This window comes from Anaerophaga thermohalophila DSM 12881 (genome assembly GCF_000191885.1).
GTDB lineage: Bacteria > Bacteroidota > Bacteroidia > Bacteroidales > Marinilabiliaceae > Anaerophaga > Anaerophaga thermohalophila.
On the sequence record NZ_AEWI01000046.1, the window covers coordinates 22,808 to 40,529 of the forward strand.

General features: G+C 41.8%; 19 protein-coding genes. 14 read left to right on the top strand and 5 right to left on the bottom strand.

Annotation, left to right across the window (positions count from 1 at the left end; genetic code table 11):
* Window positions 1-263 precede the first annotated feature (263 nt).
* From ATH1_RS0112855 to ATH1_RS0112870, 4 genes are all read left to right on the top strand, one after another.
* Window positions 264-1,235, top strand: a complete 972-nt coding sequence (locus tag ATH1_RS0112855) for a M23 family metallopeptidase (protein WP_010422508.1) — start codon at window positions 264-266, stop codon at window positions 1,233-1,235.
* A gap of 139 nt (window positions 1,236-1,374) precedes the next feature.
* A complete protein-coding gene (locus ATH1_RS0112860) occupies window positions 1,375-1,710 on the top strand; it encodes a MerR family transcriptional regulator (protein ID WP_029164116.1) in 336 nt (111 codons plus the stop codon).
* 13 nt (window positions 1,711-1,723) lie between these two features.
* Window positions 1,724-2,821, top strand: coding sequence for a Nif3-like dinuclear metal center hexameric protein (locus tag ATH1_RS0112865; RefSeq protein ID WP_010422510.1), 1,098 nt, complete (start codon window positions 1,724-1,726; stop codon window positions 2,819-2,821).
* 13 nt (window positions 2,822-2,834) lie between these two features.
* The gene (locus tag ATH1_RS0112870) at window positions 2,835-3,578 is read left to right on the top strand and encodes a zinc ribbon domain-containing protein (protein ID WP_245531794.1); all 744 of its coding nucleotides are present in this window, start codon (window positions 2,835-2,837) and stop codon (window positions 3,576-3,578) included.
* Window positions 3,579-3,677: 99 nt separating this feature from the next.
* Here ATH1_RS0112870 and ATH1_RS0112875 read toward each other — a convergent pair whose 3' ends face one another.
* From ATH1_RS0112875 to ATH1_RS0112890, 4 genes are all read right to left on the bottom strand, one after another.
* Entirely contained in the window at window positions 3,678-4,484 is an 807-nt protein-coding gene (locus tag ATH1_RS0112875) for a TPM domain-containing protein (protein ID WP_010422512.1), read from the bottom strand.
* A gap of 401 nt (window positions 4,485-4,885) precedes the next feature.
* Window positions 4,886-5,329 carry a TPM domain-containing protein gene (locus ATH1_RS0112880; RefSeq protein ID WP_010422513.1) on the bottom strand — a complete coding sequence of 148 codons (444 nt, stop codon included), beginning with the start codon at window positions 5,327-5,329 and terminating at the stop codon, window positions 4,886-4,888.
* A gap of 59 nt (window positions 5,330-5,388) precedes the next feature.
* The gene (locus tag ATH1_RS0112885; protein ID WP_010422514.1) at window positions 5,389-5,967 is read right to left on the bottom strand and encodes a LemA family protein; all 579 of its coding nucleotides are present in this window, start codon (window positions 5,965-5,967) and stop codon (window positions 5,389-5,391) included.
* A gap of 163 nt (window positions 5,968-6,130) precedes the next feature.
* Window positions 6,131-7,576 carry a sodium:solute symporter gene (locus tag ATH1_RS0112890; RefSeq protein WP_010422515.1) on the bottom strand — a complete coding sequence of 482 codons (1,446 nt, stop codon included), beginning with the start codon at window positions 7,574-7,576 and terminating at the stop codon, window positions 6,131-6,133.
* Window positions 7,577-8,160: 584 nt separating this feature from the next.
* Between ATH1_RS0112890 and recR the strand changes: the two genes are divergently transcribed.
* From recR to ATH1_RS0112925, 6 genes are all read left to right on the top strand, one after another.
* Complete coding sequence (gene recR / locus ATH1_RS0112895) at window positions 8,161-8,784, top strand: recombination mediator RecR (protein WP_010422516.1); 624 nt, start codon at window positions 8,161-8,163, stop codon at window positions 8,782-8,784.
* A 10-nt stretch (window positions 8,785-8,794) separates the two neighbouring features.
* The gene (locus ATH1_RS0112900; RefSeq protein WP_044115274.1) at window positions 8,795-9,262 is read left to right on the top strand and encodes a hypothetical protein; all 468 of its coding nucleotides are present in this window, start codon (window positions 8,795-8,797) and stop codon (window positions 9,260-9,262) included.
* A 5-nt stretch (window positions 9,263-9,267) separates the two neighbouring features.
* Complete coding sequence (locus ATH1_RS0112905) at window positions 9,268-9,705, top strand: BT0820 family HAD-type phosphatase (protein WP_010422518.1); 438 nt, start codon at window positions 9,268-9,270, stop codon at window positions 9,703-9,705.
* A gap of 11 nt (window positions 9,706-9,716) precedes the next feature.
* Window positions 9,717-10,877, top strand: a complete 1,161-nt coding sequence (locus ATH1_RS0112910) for a glycosyltransferase family 2 protein (RefSeq protein ID WP_010422519.1) — start codon at window positions 9,717-9,719, stop codon at window positions 10,875-10,877.
* A gap of 429 nt (window positions 10,878-11,306) precedes the next feature.
* On the top strand, window positions 11,307-12,899 hold the full coding sequence (locus ATH1_RS0112920; protein ID WP_010422521.1) for a PD40 domain-containing protein: 1,593 nt from the start codon (window positions 11,307-11,309) through the stop codon (window positions 12,897-12,899).
* A 116-nt stretch (window positions 12,900-13,015) separates the two neighbouring features.
* Window positions 13,016-13,555: a GNAT family N-acetyltransferase gene (locus ATH1_RS0112925; RefSeq protein ID WP_010422522.1), complete on the top strand. Its 540-nt coding sequence runs from the start codon at window positions 13,016-13,018 to the stop codon at window positions 13,553-13,555.
* Between the two features lie 3 nt (window positions 13,556-13,558).
* Here the strand turns inward: ATH1_RS0112925 and ATH1_RS0112930 are convergent, their stop codons facing one another.
* A complete protein-coding gene (locus ATH1_RS0112930; protein ID WP_010422523.1) occupies window positions 13,559-14,011 on the bottom strand; it encodes a type I restriction enzyme HsdR N-terminal domain-containing protein in 453 nt (150 codons plus the stop codon).
* A gap of 69 nt (window positions 14,012-14,080) precedes the next feature.
* On the opposite strand from ATH1_RS0112930, the gene ATH1_RS0112935 reads away from it, so the two are divergent.
* The 4 genes from ATH1_RS0112935 to ATH1_RS0112950 all read left to right on the top strand — a co-directional run bounded on the left by ATH1_RS0112935 (window position 14,081) and on the right by ATH1_RS0112950 (window position 17,514).
* A complete protein-coding gene (locus ATH1_RS0112935; RefSeq protein WP_010422524.1) occupies window positions 14,081-14,857 on the top strand; it encodes an AMP nucleosidase in 777 nt (258 codons plus the stop codon).
* Window positions 14,858-14,887: 30 nt separating this feature from the next.
* Window positions 14,888-15,895, top strand: coding sequence for a DNA polymerase III subunit delta (gene holA / locus ATH1_RS0112940; protein WP_010422525.1), 1,008 nt, complete (start codon window positions 14,888-14,890; stop codon window positions 15,893-15,895).
* A 107-nt stretch (window positions 15,896-16,002) separates the two neighbouring features.
* Window positions 16,003-16,632 (top strand): rhomboid family intramembrane serine protease, encoded by a 630-nt coding sequence (locus ATH1_RS0112945; protein ID WP_010422526.1) that lies wholly within the window; start codon window positions 16,003-16,005, stop codon window positions 16,630-16,632.
* A gap of 6 nt (window positions 16,633-16,638) precedes the next feature.
* Entirely contained in the window at window positions 16,639-17,514 is an 876-nt protein-coding gene (locus ATH1_RS0112950) for an aminotransferase class IV (protein ID WP_010422527.1), read from the top strand.
* Window positions 17,515-17,722 lie beyond the last annotated feature (208 nt).

Below are 17,722 nucleotides of genomic sequence, written 5' to 3' on the forward strand. Positions count from 1 at the left end.
AACTTTTTACCAAAAAAATTAAACCTTTTTAGTCTTTGTTCGTAAAATATACGTCTATAATTGCCGTTTTAGATTTTTTCATGGGCCATAATTTCCTAAAAAACAAATGTATATAATTGCTCAGAAGGAGCAATGATTCAAACCTGATAAAAGCGGAATTACAACAAACCAATGTAATACCACGCCACAAAAATAGATTAAACATCTAACAAATAGGTATTGAAAACTTTTTTTTCTATTTTTGGACAACAAAATATTACCGTATGTCAAAAGTAAAGTATAAATATAATCCGGAAACGTTAACGTACGAACCAATAGAACGCGGCTTCCGGTACAAGCTCCGAAGATTCTTCACCTTCACCTTATCTGCTGCCGTAATCGGTGTTTTTTACTTCCTTGGTTATTCTTATGTTTTCGACAGTCCACAAGAAAAAAGACTGGAAAGAGAAAATTCCCGCCTCCAGTCGCAATATGAAATAATGGACAGAAAACTTCAACAAATCCAGACTGTACTTGACGACATACAACAACGTGACGAAAACATCTACCGGGTAATATACCAGACCGATTCTATCCCCAACTCCGTAAGACGTGCAGGATTTGGTGGTATAAACAGGTATAAACATCTCGAAAATCTTGACAATGCAGACCTGGTTATCAATACCTCGGAAAAACTGGATGTTATTATGAAACAGCTCTACGTTCAGAGCAAATCATTCGACGAAATAATAGACCTTACGCTGCGAAAAGAAGAAATGTTACGTTGTACGCCTGCCATTCAACCCGTTTCCAACAAAGACCTGCGACGAACCGCCTCTGGATTTGGCTGGAGGATAGACCCCATATACAAAGTAAAGAAATTTCATGAAGGGATGGACTTCTCTGCCCCTACCGGGACTGAAATTTATTCTACCGGCGATGGCGTTGTTAAAAGAGTTGTCCGATCGCACGGCGGTTATGGAAACCACATAGAGATTGATCACGGATTTGGTTATTCAACCGTTTATGCCCACATGCACGAATTTAATGTTAAACGCGGACAAAAAGTCAAACGTGGCGATGTTATCGGATATGTCGGAAATACAGGTAAATCAACCGCACCCCATCTTCATTACGAAGTACGTGTAAAAGGCAGACCGGTGAATCCTGCTCATTATTATTTCCATGATCTGACGCCCGACCAATATGAAAAGATGATTCATATTGCCAGCAACAGCAATCAGACTTTTGACTAATCCTTAATATTTTAACCTGGCTAAATTAGTTCATCAATAAACTTGCAGTCCACAAAAAAATGAATTATAATTGCAATTGCTGCCCGTAATTTTTCAGGCAGCAATTCTTGTTTTTCGGTATACCTCAAATTCAGCGATAATGCCTTACAAAGAGCCTAAAATAGAAAAGTTGTACTATTCGATTGGGGAAGTGGCAAAAATTTTTGATGTTAACACTTCGCTTATTCGCTTTTGGGAAAAAGAATTTGACATCATTAAACCACACAAAAACAAAAAGGGTAACCGCTTGTTCACCCAAAAAGACATTGATAATTTACACCTGATCTATCATCTGGTAAAAGAGAGGGGAATGACGCTGAAAGGTGCTCAAAAAAAGTTGAAAGAAAACAAGGAAGGCACCGAGAATAATTTTGAAGTGGTAAAAAGACTTCAGGATATCAGACAATTGCTGGTAGAAATCAAAGAAAATATTTAGTCTGCGGACATTTATGGTATTGCTGAAACACATCATTTCCGGGATAGAACAATTTGCTCCCCCTGCTTTTCAGGAAGATTATGACAATTCCGGTCTTCAGACCGGAGACCCCGAAATGGAAATAAACGGTGTACTCATCACGCTCGATGTCACCGAAGAGGTTATAGAAGATGCGGTTGCCCATGGCGATAACCTCATCATTGCCCACCACCCTGTCACCCTGAAAGGAATTAAGACTTTTACCGGCAAAACGCACCCCGAACGAATATTTATGGAAGCGGTGCGAAAAAACATTGCCATCTATTCGGCACACACAAGCATAGACAGTGTACAACAGGGAGTAAGCGGAATTCTGGCCAAAAAAATCGGGCTTTCCAACGTTGAAGTATTATCTCCCCGCCCGGGATTACTGATAAAGTTGGTTACCTTTGTCCCGGCAGACTATGCCGAAAAAGTACGCGCATCGATTTTTGATGCCGGAGCAGGTGTTATTGGCAATTACGATAGTTGCAGCTATAATCTGGAAGGCAGAGGCTCTTTCAGGGCCGGAGAAGATACAAACCCGTTTGTCGGGGACAAAGGCATCATACATTATGAAAAGGAAGTACGTATTGAAACGATTCTACCGGCGCATCTTAAGCACAAAGTTCTAAAGGCTCTTTTTGAGAGTCACCCATACGAAGAAGTTGCATACGATCTTTACCCACTTGAAAATCAATGGCCACAGGTTGGTTTCGGTGCCATTGGAGATTTAAAAGAACCGCACACAGAAGAAGAGGCCTTAAAGAAAATCAAGATAAATACCCGCACCGAATGCATCAGACATACGGCACTTACCGGTAAACCGGTAAAAAGAATAGCCGTTTGCGGAGGTTCCGGCAGTTTTCTTTTAAAAGAGGCCATTAGAAAAGGAGCAGATATCTATGTGAGTTCGGATTTTAAATACCATCAGTTTCAGGAAGCGGACAAGAAAATTGTAATTGCTGATATCGGGCATTATGAAAGTGAACAGTTTACTAAAGAAGTTTTTTTTGAGTTACTTACAAAAAAATTCCCTAATTTTGCAGTCCGTTTGACGAAAGTTTCAACCAATCCCATTAAATATTTTTAGCAGCATGGCAAAAATGGATACAAAGACAAATACCGGAGAGATAAGCGTGGAAGAGAAATTGCGCGCCCTGTATAACCTCCAGAAAGTAATGACCGAGATTGACAAAATACGGACGCTTCGTGGGGAACTTCCGCTGGAGGTACAGGATCTGGAAGATGAAGTTGAAGGACTGGAAACCCGGATTCATAATCTTAATGCAGAAATCAAAAACCTCAACAATGCCATTCAGGAAAAAAAGAACGGTATTAAGGAAGCCGATCTTCTGATCAAGAAATATGAATCTCAACAGTCAAGTGTTCGTAATAACAGGGAGTTTGAATCTCTCAACAAAGAGATTGAATATCAGAACCTCGAAAAAGAGCTGTGCAAAAAACGCATTAGTGAGTTCGAGATCGAGATGAAAGCCAAACAGGAGGCGGTTGCCAACTCACAGGCCTTCCTTGAAGAACGCAAATCGGACCTTGAAAGCAAGAAAAAGGAACTCGACAATATCGTGTCCGACACAAAAGAAGATGAAGAAAAGCTAAAGAAAAAAGCTAAAGAAATTGAAAAGGACATCGACGATCGATTGTTGACAGCTTTTAAACGAATCAGAAAAAATGCACGAAACGGGCTGGCAGTGGTTACAGTTGAACGGGATGCCTGCGGGGGTTGTTTCAATAAGATACCGCCCCAGCGTCAGTTAGATATACAGTCGCGCAAAAAAGTGATTGTTTGCGAATATTGCGGAAGAATTCTTGTTGACAGTGAATTGTAAAAGAATATCATGACTATAAGCACAATGCTTCGGCATGGTGATAAAATTGGTTACCTAAGATTAAGTTAAGCCCGCTTCGGCGGGCTTTTTGTTTGCTCACTACCAGCTTCCACCGGCGCCGCCGCCGCCAAAACTGCCACCGCCAAAGCCGCCAAAGCCGCCTCCGGAACCACCGCCAAAGGAGCCTGTCCCGGAGGAAAAACTACCCCAGCTTCCCGAATGGCTTCGATGTCCGGAACCAAGCATAGACAACAATACCCAAAAAGGCAGATCGTGTCCGAGGGAACTGTGCCTGGCTTTTTGTCGCCCAATTGAAGTTAAAAGAATGATAAAAAAGATAACAATTATACCCAGTCCGCCGAAGAGTCCTCCGGAGCTACCTGTTCTTTCCATATATTTATCAGCCGTATATTCACCCCGGGTAAGTTCCATTAAAACAGAAACACCCGCTGCAATACCTCCGGCATAATCATTATTCTTAAAACGGGGAATCATTTCCTGGTCTACTATTCTGTTTGCCACAGCATCCGGCACAACGCCTTCCAGTCCGTAGCCCGTGGCTATAAATGCCTGACCTCGCTGCTCAGACGTTTTCGGTTGCACCAGTACCAGGATACCGTTGTCTTTGTCACTCTGACCAATCCCCCATTGTTCGGCCAACTGAAAAGCATAAGCGGCGACATCATAACCACCCGGGTCACTGATGGTGACTACAGCAATTTGAGTGCTTGTCTGGTTGGCAAAACTTACCAGTTCCTGTTCAAGAGTACTTTCTACAGCAGGATCAAGAACTCCTGCCAGATCGTTTACAAGGCGTGGTGGTTCGGGTCGTTCCGGAAATCCCTGTCCTGATGTTCCTGAAATGACCAAAACCAGAAAAATAAATATAGCGGATAAACGTGTCATATATTGTTAGATTGTTAGACTGTTAGACTGTTAGACTGTTAGACTGTTAGACTGTTAGGGTTGTTAGATTGTTAGGGTTGTTAGTTTGTTAGGGTTGTTAGTTTGTCAGGGGTGTTTGGGGTGTCAGGGTGTTTGGGTGCTGCGTGCCTATCGTTTTTCCTTTATGGGCTCAGGAGATGCCTGCCTGAGTTACTGTTTGCACAACCTCAACCTTAACCTGCTGGTTGCTGGTTATTGGTTATTGGTTAATTCGTTCATCGTTCAATTTGTAAATTGATAACTGGTCATTAAAAAATCTGTGTAAATCTGTGATATCTGTGGTAAATTCTCAACCTTAACCTCAACCTCAACCTCAACCTTAGCCTTAATCTGGATATTAGAATGTTATGGTTTTCAGATTATTAGATTTTATTCCCAAAAGAGATTTCATCCGACAATTCATTGACATCATCGCTTTTCCAGGGAAAATGCTTTTTTAATTGTTCACCGGTCATTTTGATGCCTTCCGAAAGGCCACGGGTAAATTCTCCGTTTTTAAAATGGTTGAGCATGGTCTCCTTTATATTGTCCCAAAAGCCTTCGGGGACTTTGGCATTAATCCCGGCATCACCAAGGATGGCAAATTTCCGGTCTTGAACAGCAAGATAAAAAAGCACCCCGTTTCGCAGTTTTGTTTTGTGCATTTTCAACTTTTCGAAAATAAAAGCAGCCCGGTCCAACACATCCTCCGGGCAATTCTTTTCAATGTGCACGCGAATTTCACCCGATGTGTTCAACTCAGCCTCTTTTATGGCATTAACGATCTCGGCTTTTTGTTCTTCTGTAAACATCATATTAATGTCCATGATAGTGATATTTTTTGTTGAGCCCGGTCCAAAAAGCGTCTATGTTACCAAACTCATTGTTAAAACTGCACTTCAGGAACCTCACTTGCACCTTCTTCAGCCTCGAAATAGGGTCGTGGCTCGAAATTAAAAATCCCTGCCATTATATTTCGGGGAAATTTCCGGATATACGTGTTGTAAGCTCTTGTAGCCTCATTAAATTTTCTTCGTTCAACAGCAATCCTGTTTTCCGTTCCCTCGAGCTGGGCCTGAAGGTCACGAAAATTCTGATTAGCCTTCAAATCAGGATAACGTTCAACCACCACCATCAGTCTTGACAGAGCAGATGACAATCCTTCCTGGGCTTTCTGAAAATTCTGAAGTGTCTGCTCGTTGAGCTGATCGGCAGACAAATTAATACCCGTGGCTTTGGAACGAGCCTCAACTACTGCCTGAAGCGTTTCCTGTTCGTGTTCGGCATAGCCTTTCACCGTATTCACCAGGTTAGGAATAAGATCGGCTCTTCGCTGATAAACATTTTCAACCTGCGACCACTGAGCATCGATATTCTCTTCCAGTTCCACCATCCGGTTATATCCGCAACCGGTAAGAAAAGGAACTGCAATTATTGCCAGAAAAAATAGTTTTAAATTTCTCATATAAAATATATGTTAGAGATTAGACATTGAAGGTCAGCAACAGGATGCCTGCCTGTAACCAGGTGAGGTTTTTCCGGAGTCTGCCCAGAGAAACCTCTTACGGGAAAAGACACATTCCGCAATCAACAAAAACAGAACCAATTCACAATTCAATGCCAATCTGTCATTTATTCCCCGAAGAAAATACCCATAGTCCCACAAATGTCATCGCACCGTTAAGCATCAACTTTTCATACCCCAAATGAAATCCAAACCATTCAAAAGAATTAAAGTCTATGATGCCTGTACAAACAGGCGCCAATACAGCAATCCAGGGTACAACCCGGTCACGCACAGTCCTTCGGGTAAACAAACCAAAAGCATATAGCCCTAAAAGCGGGCCGTAAGTATAACCGGCAAGAGTGTAAATCACGTCAATTATGCTGTCCTGCCCGATGGCTCTGAAAACCAAAATTACAACACCAATAATAACTGCAAATCCCAAATGTACAAGTATTCTTGTGTTTTTTGCAGCGGATGGAGAAAAATTATTAATATGCAGAATATCAATAGTGAAAGAGGTAGTCAGCGATGTCAGAGCAGAGTCGGCACTCGACATTGCCGCCCCCATCAATCCGAGAAAGAAAAAAACCCCCACACTTACCGGCAGATAACCACCTGTAGCAACAAGAGGAAAAATATCATCGGCGCGGGCCGGCATTTCAATCCCTCTGAACCTCATAAAAATAACCAGCAAAACCCCCAGCGAAAGAAACAAAAAATTTACCGGAATGAATGCAAACCCATAAGAGAGCATATTCTTGCGGGCTTCTTTTAGTGTCGGACAGCTCAGGTTTTTTTGCATCATGTCCTGATCAAGACCTGTCATCACTATTGTAATAAAAACACCCGACAAAAACTGCTTGACAAAATGTTGAGGAGATCGCCAGTCGTCGAACTCGAACACATCAAAAAATTCACTTTCCCTGATATATTTGAAAAGCGTTGAAGGCCCGGCTCCCATTTCGTTTCCGATATGATATATAGTGACGATTACCGCCACTACAAAAAGAATGGTTTGCAACGCATCTGTCCATATTATGGTTTTTATGCCCCCTCTGAAAGTATAGAACCAGATCAGAAGGATCATCACGGCCACGGTTAAAGCAAACGATACCCCGAGTTGATCAAACAAGGCAATCTGCAGAACGACAGCCATTAAATAGAGACGTGCCGAAGCACCGGCAATTTTGCTGGCCATGAAAAGTATTGCGCCCGACCGGTATGAATTACCCCCAAAACGATCACCCAGATAAGTGTATATTGATGTCAGTTGTAAGCGGTAATACAATGGTAGTAAAACATACGAAATGACGATATAACCGACAAAAAAGCCGGCAACCATCTGCATATAAGTAAATCCGACAGAGGTCACATAGCCCGGAACCGATACAAAGGTCACGCCGGACAGGGAAGCGCCCACCATTCCAATGGCAACAACTACCCAGGGCGACCGGCGATTACCCAGAAAAAAGCTCTCATTATCAGCCTTCCGGGCTGTAATAACCGAAATGGTGATGAGGATAACAAAATAAATTCCCAGAAGTGAAAGTATTAACAAAGGCTCCATATAATTCCTAAAAAATCCGATTCTACAAAGGCGCTACAAAAAAAACAATTTTATCTGAGAAAAGAGCAGAGGTTGAGGTTAAGGTTGAGGTTGAGGTTGAGGTTGAGGTTGAGGTTGAGAATTTACCACAGATATCACAGATTTACACTGATTTTAATTTATGGTAGTTTATCAATTTCTGCAAACAAAGAGAATTATTCGGACGAGTGAACCAATTAGAGATTGAGGTTGAGGATAAGTTTAGATTCTTCACTTCGTTCAGAATGACAAACAGCTAAGTGTCATTCTGAGGAGGTACGACGAAGAATCTTTTCAGACACCTATTAAGGCTGAGGTTGAGGTTGAGGCTGAGGCTGAGGTTAGATTCTTCGCTTCGCTCAGAATGACAGATAGCCGCGTGTCATTCTGAGGAGGAACAACGAATTAACCACAACTCTCTCATAACAAAAATTTTGCGTGTTTGCGTCTCTGCATTTAGGTTTTTTTTAACGTAATAACCTAAAATTGTCCAATGGAAAGCAGAGCGGGCGGCTTTCTCTCCTGCCCCGTTTTTTTATTAACTTTGACTCGTAAAAACAAAGTCGATGTCAGAATTACAATTCCCCTCCAAGATACTTGAAAACGCTGTTAATGAATTCTCAAGGCTACCGGGTATAGGAAGAAAAACCGCCCTGAGGCTGGCACTTCATATTCTGAAACAGGACAAAGAGTCGGTCGATAGCTTTGCCAATGCCATTACCACACTTCGCGAAGAAATAAAATATTGTAAGAATTGTTACAACCTTTCCGATAGCGATACCTGTTCTATTTGCTCTAATCCCAGGCGAGACCATTCATTGGTGTGTTTAGTAGAGAATGTAAGGGATGTGATGGCCATAGAAAACACACACCAGTACCAGGGCATTTATCATGTTTTGGGGGGATTAATTTCCCCGATGGACGGAACGGGCCCTGACGACCTTACCATTGCTCCCCTGGAAGAAAAGCTCAGAAAAGGTGAGATCAAAGAAATCATTTTTGCCTTAAGTACTACAATGGAAGGTGATACAACCAACTTCTATCTCTATAGAAAATTTCAATCCTATCCTGTAAAATTCACTACGATAGCACGTGGGGTTGCTATTGGCGACGAACTGGAATATGCCGACGAGGTGACCCTGGGACGATCACTGATAGACCGCCTTCCCTTTGATAAAAATGCACTTTAAAACGTTTTTGATGAACACAAACAAAATTTTAAGACAGATCAAGCTTCTTTTTTGGACCATCCTTGCCGCCATGCTGGTAATGATGATAATTGCCCTGCTGGTGGTAAGGCAGATGGGGCCCGTTGTTGAGTGGACAATATCCCAAAAAGAAAACTTCAAAGCTATGATACTGATATTATCATTGGGCGGTATTCCTGCCAGTTATTTTTTCCATACAAAAAAAATAAAACATCTAAATCAGGAACTTTCATTCGACGAAAAGCTGATGCAATTTAAAAGCAGCTTTTTCATTAAAATCGTAACGCTTGAAGCTCTGGCGGTTCTGGGATTAATCGGGTATATGCTTACCGCTGACAACACTTTTATTTATGTTTTTGCGTTATTATTTTTAGCCTATCTGATCAACCGCCCAACCCTCCATAATATCAGCAACGAAATTGAACCGGAAAATTTCGATGAAACCGATAATTCAGAATAAAACAAATGGTTATAGCAGTTGATTTCGACGGCACTATTGTAGAGCACAGGTATCCAAAAATCGGGAAAGAAAAGCTGTTTGCATTCGAAACTTTGAAGGCCTTGCAAAAGCAGGGACATCTCTTAATTCTTTGGACATTCAGGACCGGAAAAGAACTTGACGAAGCCGTCGAATTCTGCGCCAAACACGGGATAGAATTTTATGCTGTCAACAAAAATTTTCCTGAAGAAGAATTTGACGAAACAGTCAGCCGCAAGATAAATGCAGATGTATATATTGATGACAGAAACATCGGCGGTTTTCCGGGATGGGGAGAGATTTATCAGATGCTTAGCCAGGATGTTCCCGGAAACGAAAGAGAACTGTTTCTTTCACAATACAAAAAAGCTGAAAAAAGCACTTTCTGTGGTTTTATTAAATCACTTTTCTGCAAAGACTTTTGAAATCATCATATATGACGCCCAAATTATCTGTCATTATCGTTTCTTACCATGCCACTCCTCTCAATATTTTATGTTTATGGGCGTTGGAACAAAACAATCTTAAAGAGTCGGAAGTAATTATTGTTGACAACACCGGTCACGATCTTTATCTCGAACAGCTGGCTCAAACCTATCCCTTTGTAAAAATAATCAGAAACAACTTTAACGAAGGCTTCGGCAGAGCCTGTAACAAAGGATACAATATTGCACAAGGTGAATACATACTGTTTCTGAATCCGGATACTATTGTCCCCCTAAATATAGAAAAAAAAATATTTTCATTTTTCAAAGATCACCCGGGAACAGGGGCCATGGGGGTAAGAATGACAGATGGCACAGGCTGTTTTTTGCCGGAATCGAAAAGAAATTTCCCGTATCCGCTTGCCTCATTTCTCAAAATTTCGGGCCTTCAAAAGCTCATTTCTCCCCAAAATTTAAAACTTAACTATTATGCCAGACACGTTGCTGATGACGCAACAGCAAAAGTGGATGTTCTCTCGGGTGCGTTCCTGGTTGTTACAAGAGAAGCCATGGAAAAAACCGGTGGATTCGATCCACGTTTTTTTCTTTTTGCCGAAGATATTGATATTTCTATCCGGATATCAAAAGCAGGCTGCCAACTCTGGTACAATCCCGACATCGAAATCATTCACTTTAAAGGTCATTCAACCAGACAATCGAAAAAATATGCCTCCTATTTTTACGATTCAATGAAACTCTTTTATCTGAAATATTTTGAACAATCGCACACCTGTTTTCAAAAATGGACCATCACAACCTTTATCCGGACAATGGCCTTTCTTTCTTCACTCCGGCATTTTTTTAAAAGACAAATTCACCCCCGTCTGCCCTCTACCTTTTATATCGATTCGAAGTACTGCACCACCAGTGCAATTTATGAACTGCAAACTCTTGGAAAATACAAATTTATCAGCACTACTAACAATCACAAAAAGATCGAACCGACTCATCTGTTGCTCTCCGAGGTCGAAACCAATCCGGATGAGCTGATCAAACAAGTTAACAACAAAAAAACCAGAATTTTATTCTGGCACAAATCCAGCGGATGGCTTTTCCATTTCGACGGAAAAAACGGGAAATCAAGCCCTGTTATAAATACAAAAATCAAGTAAAACAGCAGCTTCAACACCAAAATTGAGCCATTCAAAAAAACCACGACTTTCAATAACAAATCCTTTAACTATTTTTTTGTAACTTGTACGGTTCAATGAAACGAGCATGGCAAAGTTTTGTCACAAAAGACCATGTATAAAACTCAACCAAGCGAGTTCCATCAGACCAATAACTTAGACTAATTTTATACGGATGACTAACTACAAATCAACAAATGAGCGCAGTATAAAAAGCATATTTTTGTCAAAATCCAGGCGCTTTAAATTTTTGTACCGGAGTTACCTCATTGTTAATGAGGATGCAAAAATTTAAAACAACAACGAGTTTGGCAACAAAGATGCTTTTTAGACCGGGCTCATAAATTAAGACTAACATTTTTGTAATAATTAAGAACAACCGTTACCGGTCACAAATAATTTCCATTTGCAATGAGAACTTTTACACTTCTTTCATTAATAGTTGCATTGACTGTTTCGTTTTCGCAGTCACTAACCGCTCAATCTCCACGAAAAATAATCCGGGAAGCCGAAAGGCTCATCGATCTGGAATTATACGATGACGCCGTTTCGATGCTTAATCCCCTTACCCGGGAAGAACATCCGGAAGCCTTGCTTCTTAAAGGTTTTGCGTTAATGGCACAGGAAAACTATCCGCAGGCCGTCGAAGTACTCAAAACAGCCGCTTCGCATTATCCTCTGGACAAACGGAACAACGAAGAGGCCATCGAAGCACATTACTACCTTGCCCGTAGTTACAGACTCAATGAGAAACCCGATAATTCGCTTGAGGTATTCAACAATCTGAAACCCCATGTAAAAGATGAAGAATTATTAGCCGATATCGAAAGGGAAATTCAGTTCTGTAAAAACATGAAAGAACTAATGGCTAACCCGATAGCTATTGAAATTGAACATCTGGGTGCAACCCTTAACAGCAAATACGAAGACCATAGTCCCGTTACTCTGTACGATGAATCCACTATATATTTTACCTCAACAAGACCGGTAGACAGTATAGATAGTGAAGGTCCCTATTTCGAAAATATTTACGTCAGCCATTGGAGAGATAACAAATGGACCGAACCAACCCTTCTTGAAATCCCCGGCTACAAAGGGGTAAACAGAGCTACAGTTGGCCTTACTCCCGACGGCCGGAGCCTCATATTTTATCAGAATGACCGACTGACCGGTTCTCTCTTCATCTCCAGCAAAACATTTGACGGATGGAGCGAGCCGCAACCATTACCGGCACCTGTCAACTCAGGGTATAATGAAACACATGCTTCTTTCGCTCCCGATGAGAATACCATCTATTTCTCCAGCGAACGACCGGGTGGCTATGGCGGCAAAGACATTTATTATGCAAACCGTTTACCTGACGGAACATGGGGGGAACCAATTAACGCCGGGAAAAACATTAACACCGAATGGGACGAAGAAGGCCCGTTTATTCATCCCGATAACAAAACGCTCTACTTTTCGTCATCAGGACATAACTCAATGGGAGGATACGACATCTTTAAAAGTACCAAAACAGAAGATGGCTGGACAAAAGCCGAAAACATCGGTTACCCGGTTAACTCGGCGGCCGATGACGTATTCTATGTTCCCACGCCCAACGGCCAAAGGGTTTATTTTTCATCCCGCAAGGAAGAAACGCTGGGACAGTCGGACCTATTCCTCATCCATTTCCCCAAAAACAGCCAACAATCCCTGGCTGTTGTCGCCTCGCATGTTTTTAACAGTGAAAATCAACCTGCCGGGAATGCGACCATCTCTGTGACCAATAAAACAACAAAAGAAATAACTGGAACATACAGAGTTAATCCTGCCACCGGTAAGTTTGTGGCCATTATTCCGGCCTACGAGAAATATGAGTTAACCATCAAATGTAAAGGGTATAAGCCTTATTCACAAACCTTTGAACTGGGGTTGAAAGACGACTACAAATCAAAAGAAAGAGCCATATATTTGCCTCCTGTCACACTGGAACCGGAAGAAAAAGGAACCGGTCAGGAATGAGATTGCCCTGTAACACAGCTACATCTCAAAAAACCTGATTTTTTCAGAAGAACGCTGCCGGCAACTTTTGAGGTCTTGTAAGCATGAATTATTTTTGCCCGGGAAAAAATTCGCACATGATCAAAAACAACAAGATAGTTCTCAGGGCCCTTGAACCGGCAGATGCCGACCTGCTATACCAGTGGGAAAACCAGATGGAACTGTGGCAGGTAAGCAATACCCTTACACCCTTCAGCAGACATCAGATACTTACTTACATCAATCAAATCTCTCTTGATATTTATCAAACCAAACAATTGCGGTTAATGATAGATGTCCCCGGCAAGGGAAAGCAGGAAAGCATAGGTATGATTGACCTTTTCGACTTTGACCCCTACCACAACCGTGGCGGCATTGGTGTGATGATTTATAAACCCGAGCGTGGAAAAGGGCATGCAAAAGAAGCTGTGGCCCTGTTTACCGAATATGCCTTCAACCATCTGGGACTCCATCAGGTTTTTTGTGATATTTCGGCAGATAACGAGGCCAGCATCAGGCTCTTCGAAAGCCTCGGCTTTGAATTTGCAGGCCGGAAAAAAGAATGGCTCAAAACGCCAACCGGGTATAAAGATGAATTAATGTATCAAAAAATTGCGGCATCGCACCGCTCGGTCTGATGACTACTGAAGCTCTTCAAAAGCAGGAAACCGGTTTTTCACGGAATGATTTCCGTCCTTTAAATCAATATAAACACAATAGTGCTTTAAACCATTGGTCAACACCAGATAAGGCACCTTAAGAGCCGTATTGTACCGGGCGGCCTGGGATAGTGTGGATTCATCAACTTTAACCGAAGGTGCCTTACACTCCACTATCATTGCAGGTTCCCCCCAACGGTTGTATAAAACAATATCACACCGCTGCGACAATCCGTGAACTTTGATCGTTTTCTCCACGCCGGTCAGATTTTGTGGATATTTTAAATGCCAGTTCATGAATTGTAAAAAGTTCTGACGCACCCATTCTTCGGGTGTAAGCGCCACAAATTTTTTGCGAACCTCATCAAAAATAAACTTTTTGCCGTTTTCTTCCTTATACCGGAATGAATACACGGGCAAATTCAACTGTTGCATATCGCAAAATTAAGAACATTACACTTTGCGCATACAAAAATTAAACTATATTCGTAAAAAACCGAAAAGATGAAGACCAAACAGGAAATTGTAGAAAACTGGCTTCCGCGTTATACCGGTCGCCCACTGAAAGATTTTACCAAACACATTCTTTTGACCAATTTTCAACATTATGTTGAACTCTTTTCCAAATGGCACAACCAGCCCATATTGGGTGTGAACCACAATATGCCCAACTGCAGTGCCGAAGGTATCACCATCATCAATTTTGGGATGGGAAGTCCGAACGCAGCTACCATCATGGACCTTCTAAGTGCCATAAATCCAAAGGCAGTTTTATTTCTGGGCAAGTGCGGCGGACTAAAGAAAAAAAACACACTGGGAGATTTAATACTTCCCATAGCCGCCATTCGCAGCGACGGTACTTCCAACGATTACCTTCCACCCGAAATACCAGCCCTGCCGGCCTTCAGCCTTCAGCGTGCAGTCTCAACAACCATAAGAGATTATGGAAGAGACTATTACACAGGAACAGTGTTCACCACCAACAAAAGGGTGTGGGAATACGACGACCGGTTTAAAAAATATCTTGCCAAAACAAGAGCTATGGCCATCGATATGGAATCGGCGACCATATTTACAGTGGGTTTTGCCAACTCCATCCCTTCCGGTGCGCTCCATCTTGTATCTGATCAGCCAATGATCTCAACCGGTATTAAAACCGCCGAAAGTGACCAGAAAGTCACGCGCGAATTCGTTGAACAACATTTGCAGATTGGCATCGACTCACTCAAGGAGATCATCAACAACGGAAAATCGGTGAAACATCTTAAATTTGACAGTTAATTATAACTTTGTCGTTTCAAAGACCAATTTATGGAGCTTAAATTTGAGGACATAGATTCACAACTCAAACAAGGAAATTTCGCCCAGGTGTATTTTATGACGGGTGAAGAGCCCTGGTTTGCGGATTATATTACGGATTACATTGCCAAACATGCCATAAAAGAAGAAGAGAAGGCTTTTAATCAGACCATATTATACGGGCGCGACGTAACTGCCATGGACATTGTCCATGCAGCACGGCGCTATCCTATGATGGCTCCCCGCCAGGTGGTCATCGTTAAAGAAGCCCAAAACATCAAAGACTTTGATCCACTTGCCACCTATCTTGAAGCACCGGCTCCCACCACCATACTTGTCATCAACTACCGCGATAAATTCGATCAGCGTACAAAGACCTGGAAGGCTCTCAACAAAAAAGAATTTATCATTCTTAAAACAAAAAAACTGTACGACAACCAGGTGGGCCCATGGATTAACGAATATCTGAAAAGACTGGGGCTCAGCATCGAACCGAAAGCCAATGTTATGCTGGTCGACCACCTGGGGACAAAGCTCGGCAATATCGTCAAAGCCCTCGACAAACTGAAAGTGGCTGTGGGGAAAGATGTAAAAATCATCACGCCCAAACACGTAGAAGATTACATCGGTATCAGCAAGGATTTCAACAACTTTGAACTTCAGAATGCCATCATCAGGGGCGATGTGGTTAAAGCCAATCAGATTGTTCGGATTTTCGGACAAAACCCCAACGAATATCCGATGGTTCTTACCATTGGTGTGTTGTTCAATTTTTTCAGAAAACTTTTGGTTTACATAGTAACTTCGGACAAGAGTGAACGGAACATTGCTTCGGTATTAGGAATACCTCCCTTCTTTGTAAAAGATTATAAGGCAGCGGCAAGACGCTTCAACTGGCAAAAGAGCCGTCAGGTGATCTCCCTGCTACGAGAGTACGATATGCGATCGAAAGGTTTCAACAACAATTCTGCCTCTGATGGAGAGCTGCTTCAGGAACTGGTGTTTAAGATTATGCATTAGGGGTTCGGAGTTCGGGGTTCAGAGTTCGGAGTTCGGGGTTCAGAGTTTTGGAGGTTTGGAGTTGAGCACATTTATACATCAGCTAATATAAACAAAATCAATATCTTATGAGCTTAGGACTGGATATTAATCTTATTATCATCATAGTTATTTCTGTCATCAGTATTTTTGCCTTTAGTCGTCCCGATGTGATGGGCAAACTTCAGTTTAATGCCTGGCAAATTGTGCACCGCAAGGAATATTACCGCGTTCTTTCCTATGGTTTTGTGCACGGAAACTGGATACATCTGCTGATCAATATGTTTGTTCTTTACTCCTTTGGCAGAGTGGTTTTGTACTATTTCGAAGCCGCTTTCGACGGGGGAACCACCATTCGATATCTGATTCTGTTTTTAAGTGCCATTGTAGTCTCCACGCTGGCTACCCTCGGAAAAGAAAAGGACAATCCGCATTACAATGCGGTGGGTGCATCGGGAGCTGTTTCGGCAGTGGTTTTTACATCCATCCTTTTCGACCCCTATAATCCCATATTATTGTTTGGCATTATTCCTATTCCCGGAATTATTTTTGGTGTTTTGTATATTATTTATTCCAAATATATGGCCGGCAAAAACATTGACAACATCGGCCATGACGCCCACTATTACGGCGCCTTGTACGGACTTGTTTTCCCGCTGCTGTATGAGCCGAGACTGGCGATTCATTTTTTCAACCAGTTACTGAGTTTTAACTTTTAATGAGATATGCCTCCCGGAACTAAAAAATATCTTGTTCTGAACGGTCATCAGTACGAATGCGGAAGAGCTCTCTTTTCCTCAGAGAACAGAGCTTTCAGATATGGCGACGGACTGTTTGAAACCTTTCGATGCCACAAAACCGAGCCACTTTTTTTCGATGACCATTACAATCGTTTGATACAGGGAATGTCGATTATGAAAATAACGGTTGCAGGACTACCTACTCCCGAAATCCTCAAAGAACACATAGAGAAGCTTATTGTGCGTAATCGTATTTTTAACGATGCCAGGGTTCGGTTGACTGTTTTCCGACGCGACGGTGGCCTGTATACACCCGAAACAAATAGCCCGGCCTGGCTCATAGAAGCCACACCCCTTGAAAATAAAGGCTTTAGATTGAATGAAGAAGGACTTAAAATAGGCACGTTTGACGGATTTCCTAAAGTATGGAATCTGACCGCCCCTTTTAAAACGCTGTCATCAACCCCCTATATCCTTGCAGGCATATACAACAAGGAGAACCACTACGACGATTGTCTGATAATGAACCAGAATAAAAAGTGGATAGAAAGCATAAGCTCCAACCTTTTCTGGACAAAAGATAACGTATTGTTCACGCCTGCAATCTCTGCCGGATGCATAAACGGCATTATGCGAAAACAAATTCTGAAATTTGCTAATTTAAACGATGTTCCGGTAAAAGAAACCATCGGAGCCACAACAAAAGAACTCCTTGAAGCCGATGAAATATTTCTGAGCAATTCAGTAAGTGGTGTAAAATGGGTTGTAGCATTTGAAACCAAACGTTATTATAACCGGATGCCCAAAGCAATTGCACACTGGCTTAATGAAGGGTTGGACAGGATAGAGGCTGGAGGTTAGATGATTAGATAATTAGATGTTAGATAATTAGATGTTAGATGTTAGATGTTAGATGTTAGATGTTAGATGTTAGTGTGTTAGACTGTCAGTGTGTTAGTGTGTTAGACTCATAATATTTGCGTTTTTTTGGTAAAAAAGTTCTAATGTTATCTGAAAATGGGAGACTGTAAAGTAAACTCTGTCCATAAACAAAAAATTCTTAAAATTG

Excerpts from the sequence above, each read along its gene's own strand:
- ATH1_RS0112855 (WP_010422508.1), top strand. The coding sequence starts at position 264 with ATGTCAAAAGTAAAGTATAAATATAATCCGGAAACGTTAACGTACGAA.
- ATH1_RS0112860 (WP_029164116.1), top strand. The coding sequence starts at position 1,375 with ATGCCTTACAAAGAGCCTAAAATAGAAAAGTTGTACTATTCGATTGGG.
- ATH1_RS0112865 (WP_010422510.1), top strand. The coding sequence starts at position 1,724 with ATGGTATTGCTGAAACACATCATTTCCGGGATAGAACAATTTGCTCCC.
- ATH1_RS0112870 (WP_245531794.1), top strand. The coding sequence starts at position 2,835 with ATGGATACAAAGACAAATACCGGAGAGATAAGCGTGGAAGAGAAATTG.
- ATH1_RS0112875 (WP_010422512.1), bottom strand. The coding sequence starts at position 4,484 with ATGACACGTTTATCCGCTATATTTATTTTTCTGGTTTTGGTCATTTCA.
- ATH1_RS0112880 (WP_010422513.1), bottom strand. The coding sequence starts at position 5,329 with ATGGACATTAATATGATGTTTACAGAAGAACAAAAAGCCGAGATCGTT.
- ATH1_RS0112885 (WP_010422514.1), bottom strand. The coding sequence starts at position 5,967 with ATGAGAAATTTAAAACTATTTTTTCTGGCAATAATTGCAGTTCCTTTT.
- ATH1_RS0112890 (WP_010422515.1), bottom strand. The coding sequence starts at position 7,576 with ATGGAGCCTTTGTTAATACTTTCACTTCTGGGAATTTATTTTGTTATC.
- recR (WP_010422516.1), top strand. The coding sequence starts at position 8,161 with ATGTCAGAATTACAATTCCCCTCCAAGATACTTGAAAACGCTGTTAAT.
- ATH1_RS0112900 (WP_044115274.1), top strand. The coding sequence starts at position 8,795 with ATGAACACAAACAAAATTTTAAGACAGATCAAGCTTCTTTTTTGGACC.
- ATH1_RS0112905 (WP_010422518.1), top strand. The coding sequence starts at position 9,268 with ATGGTTATAGCAGTTGATTTCGACGGCACTATTGTAGAGCACAGGTAT.
- ATH1_RS0112910 (WP_010422519.1), top strand. The coding sequence starts at position 9,717 with ATGACGCCCAAATTATCTGTCATTATCGTTTCTTACCATGCCACTCCT.
- ATH1_RS0112920 (WP_010422521.1), top strand. The coding sequence starts at position 11,307 with ATGAGAACTTTTACACTTCTTTCATTAATAGTTGCATTGACTGTTTCG.
- ATH1_RS0112925 (WP_010422522.1), top strand. The coding sequence starts at position 13,016 with ATGATCAAAAACAACAAGATAGTTCTCAGGGCCCTTGAACCGGCAGAT.
- ATH1_RS0112930 (WP_010422523.1), bottom strand. The coding sequence starts at position 14,011 with ATGCAACAGTTGAATTTGCCCGTGTATTCATTCCGGTATAAGGAAGAA.
- ATH1_RS0112935 (WP_010422524.1), top strand. The coding sequence starts at position 14,081 with ATGAAGACCAAACAGGAAATTGTAGAAAACTGGCTTCCGCGTTATACC.
- holA (WP_010422525.1), top strand. The coding sequence starts at position 14,888 with ATGGAGCTTAAATTTGAGGACATAGATTCACAACTCAAACAAGGAAAT.
- ATH1_RS0112945 (WP_010422526.1), top strand. The coding sequence starts at position 16,003 with ATGAGCTTAGGACTGGATATTAATCTTATTATCATCATAGTTATTTCT.
- ATH1_RS0112950 (WP_010422527.1), top strand. The coding sequence starts at position 16,639 with ATGCCTCCCGGAACTAAAAAATATCTTGTTCTGAACGGTCATCAGTAC.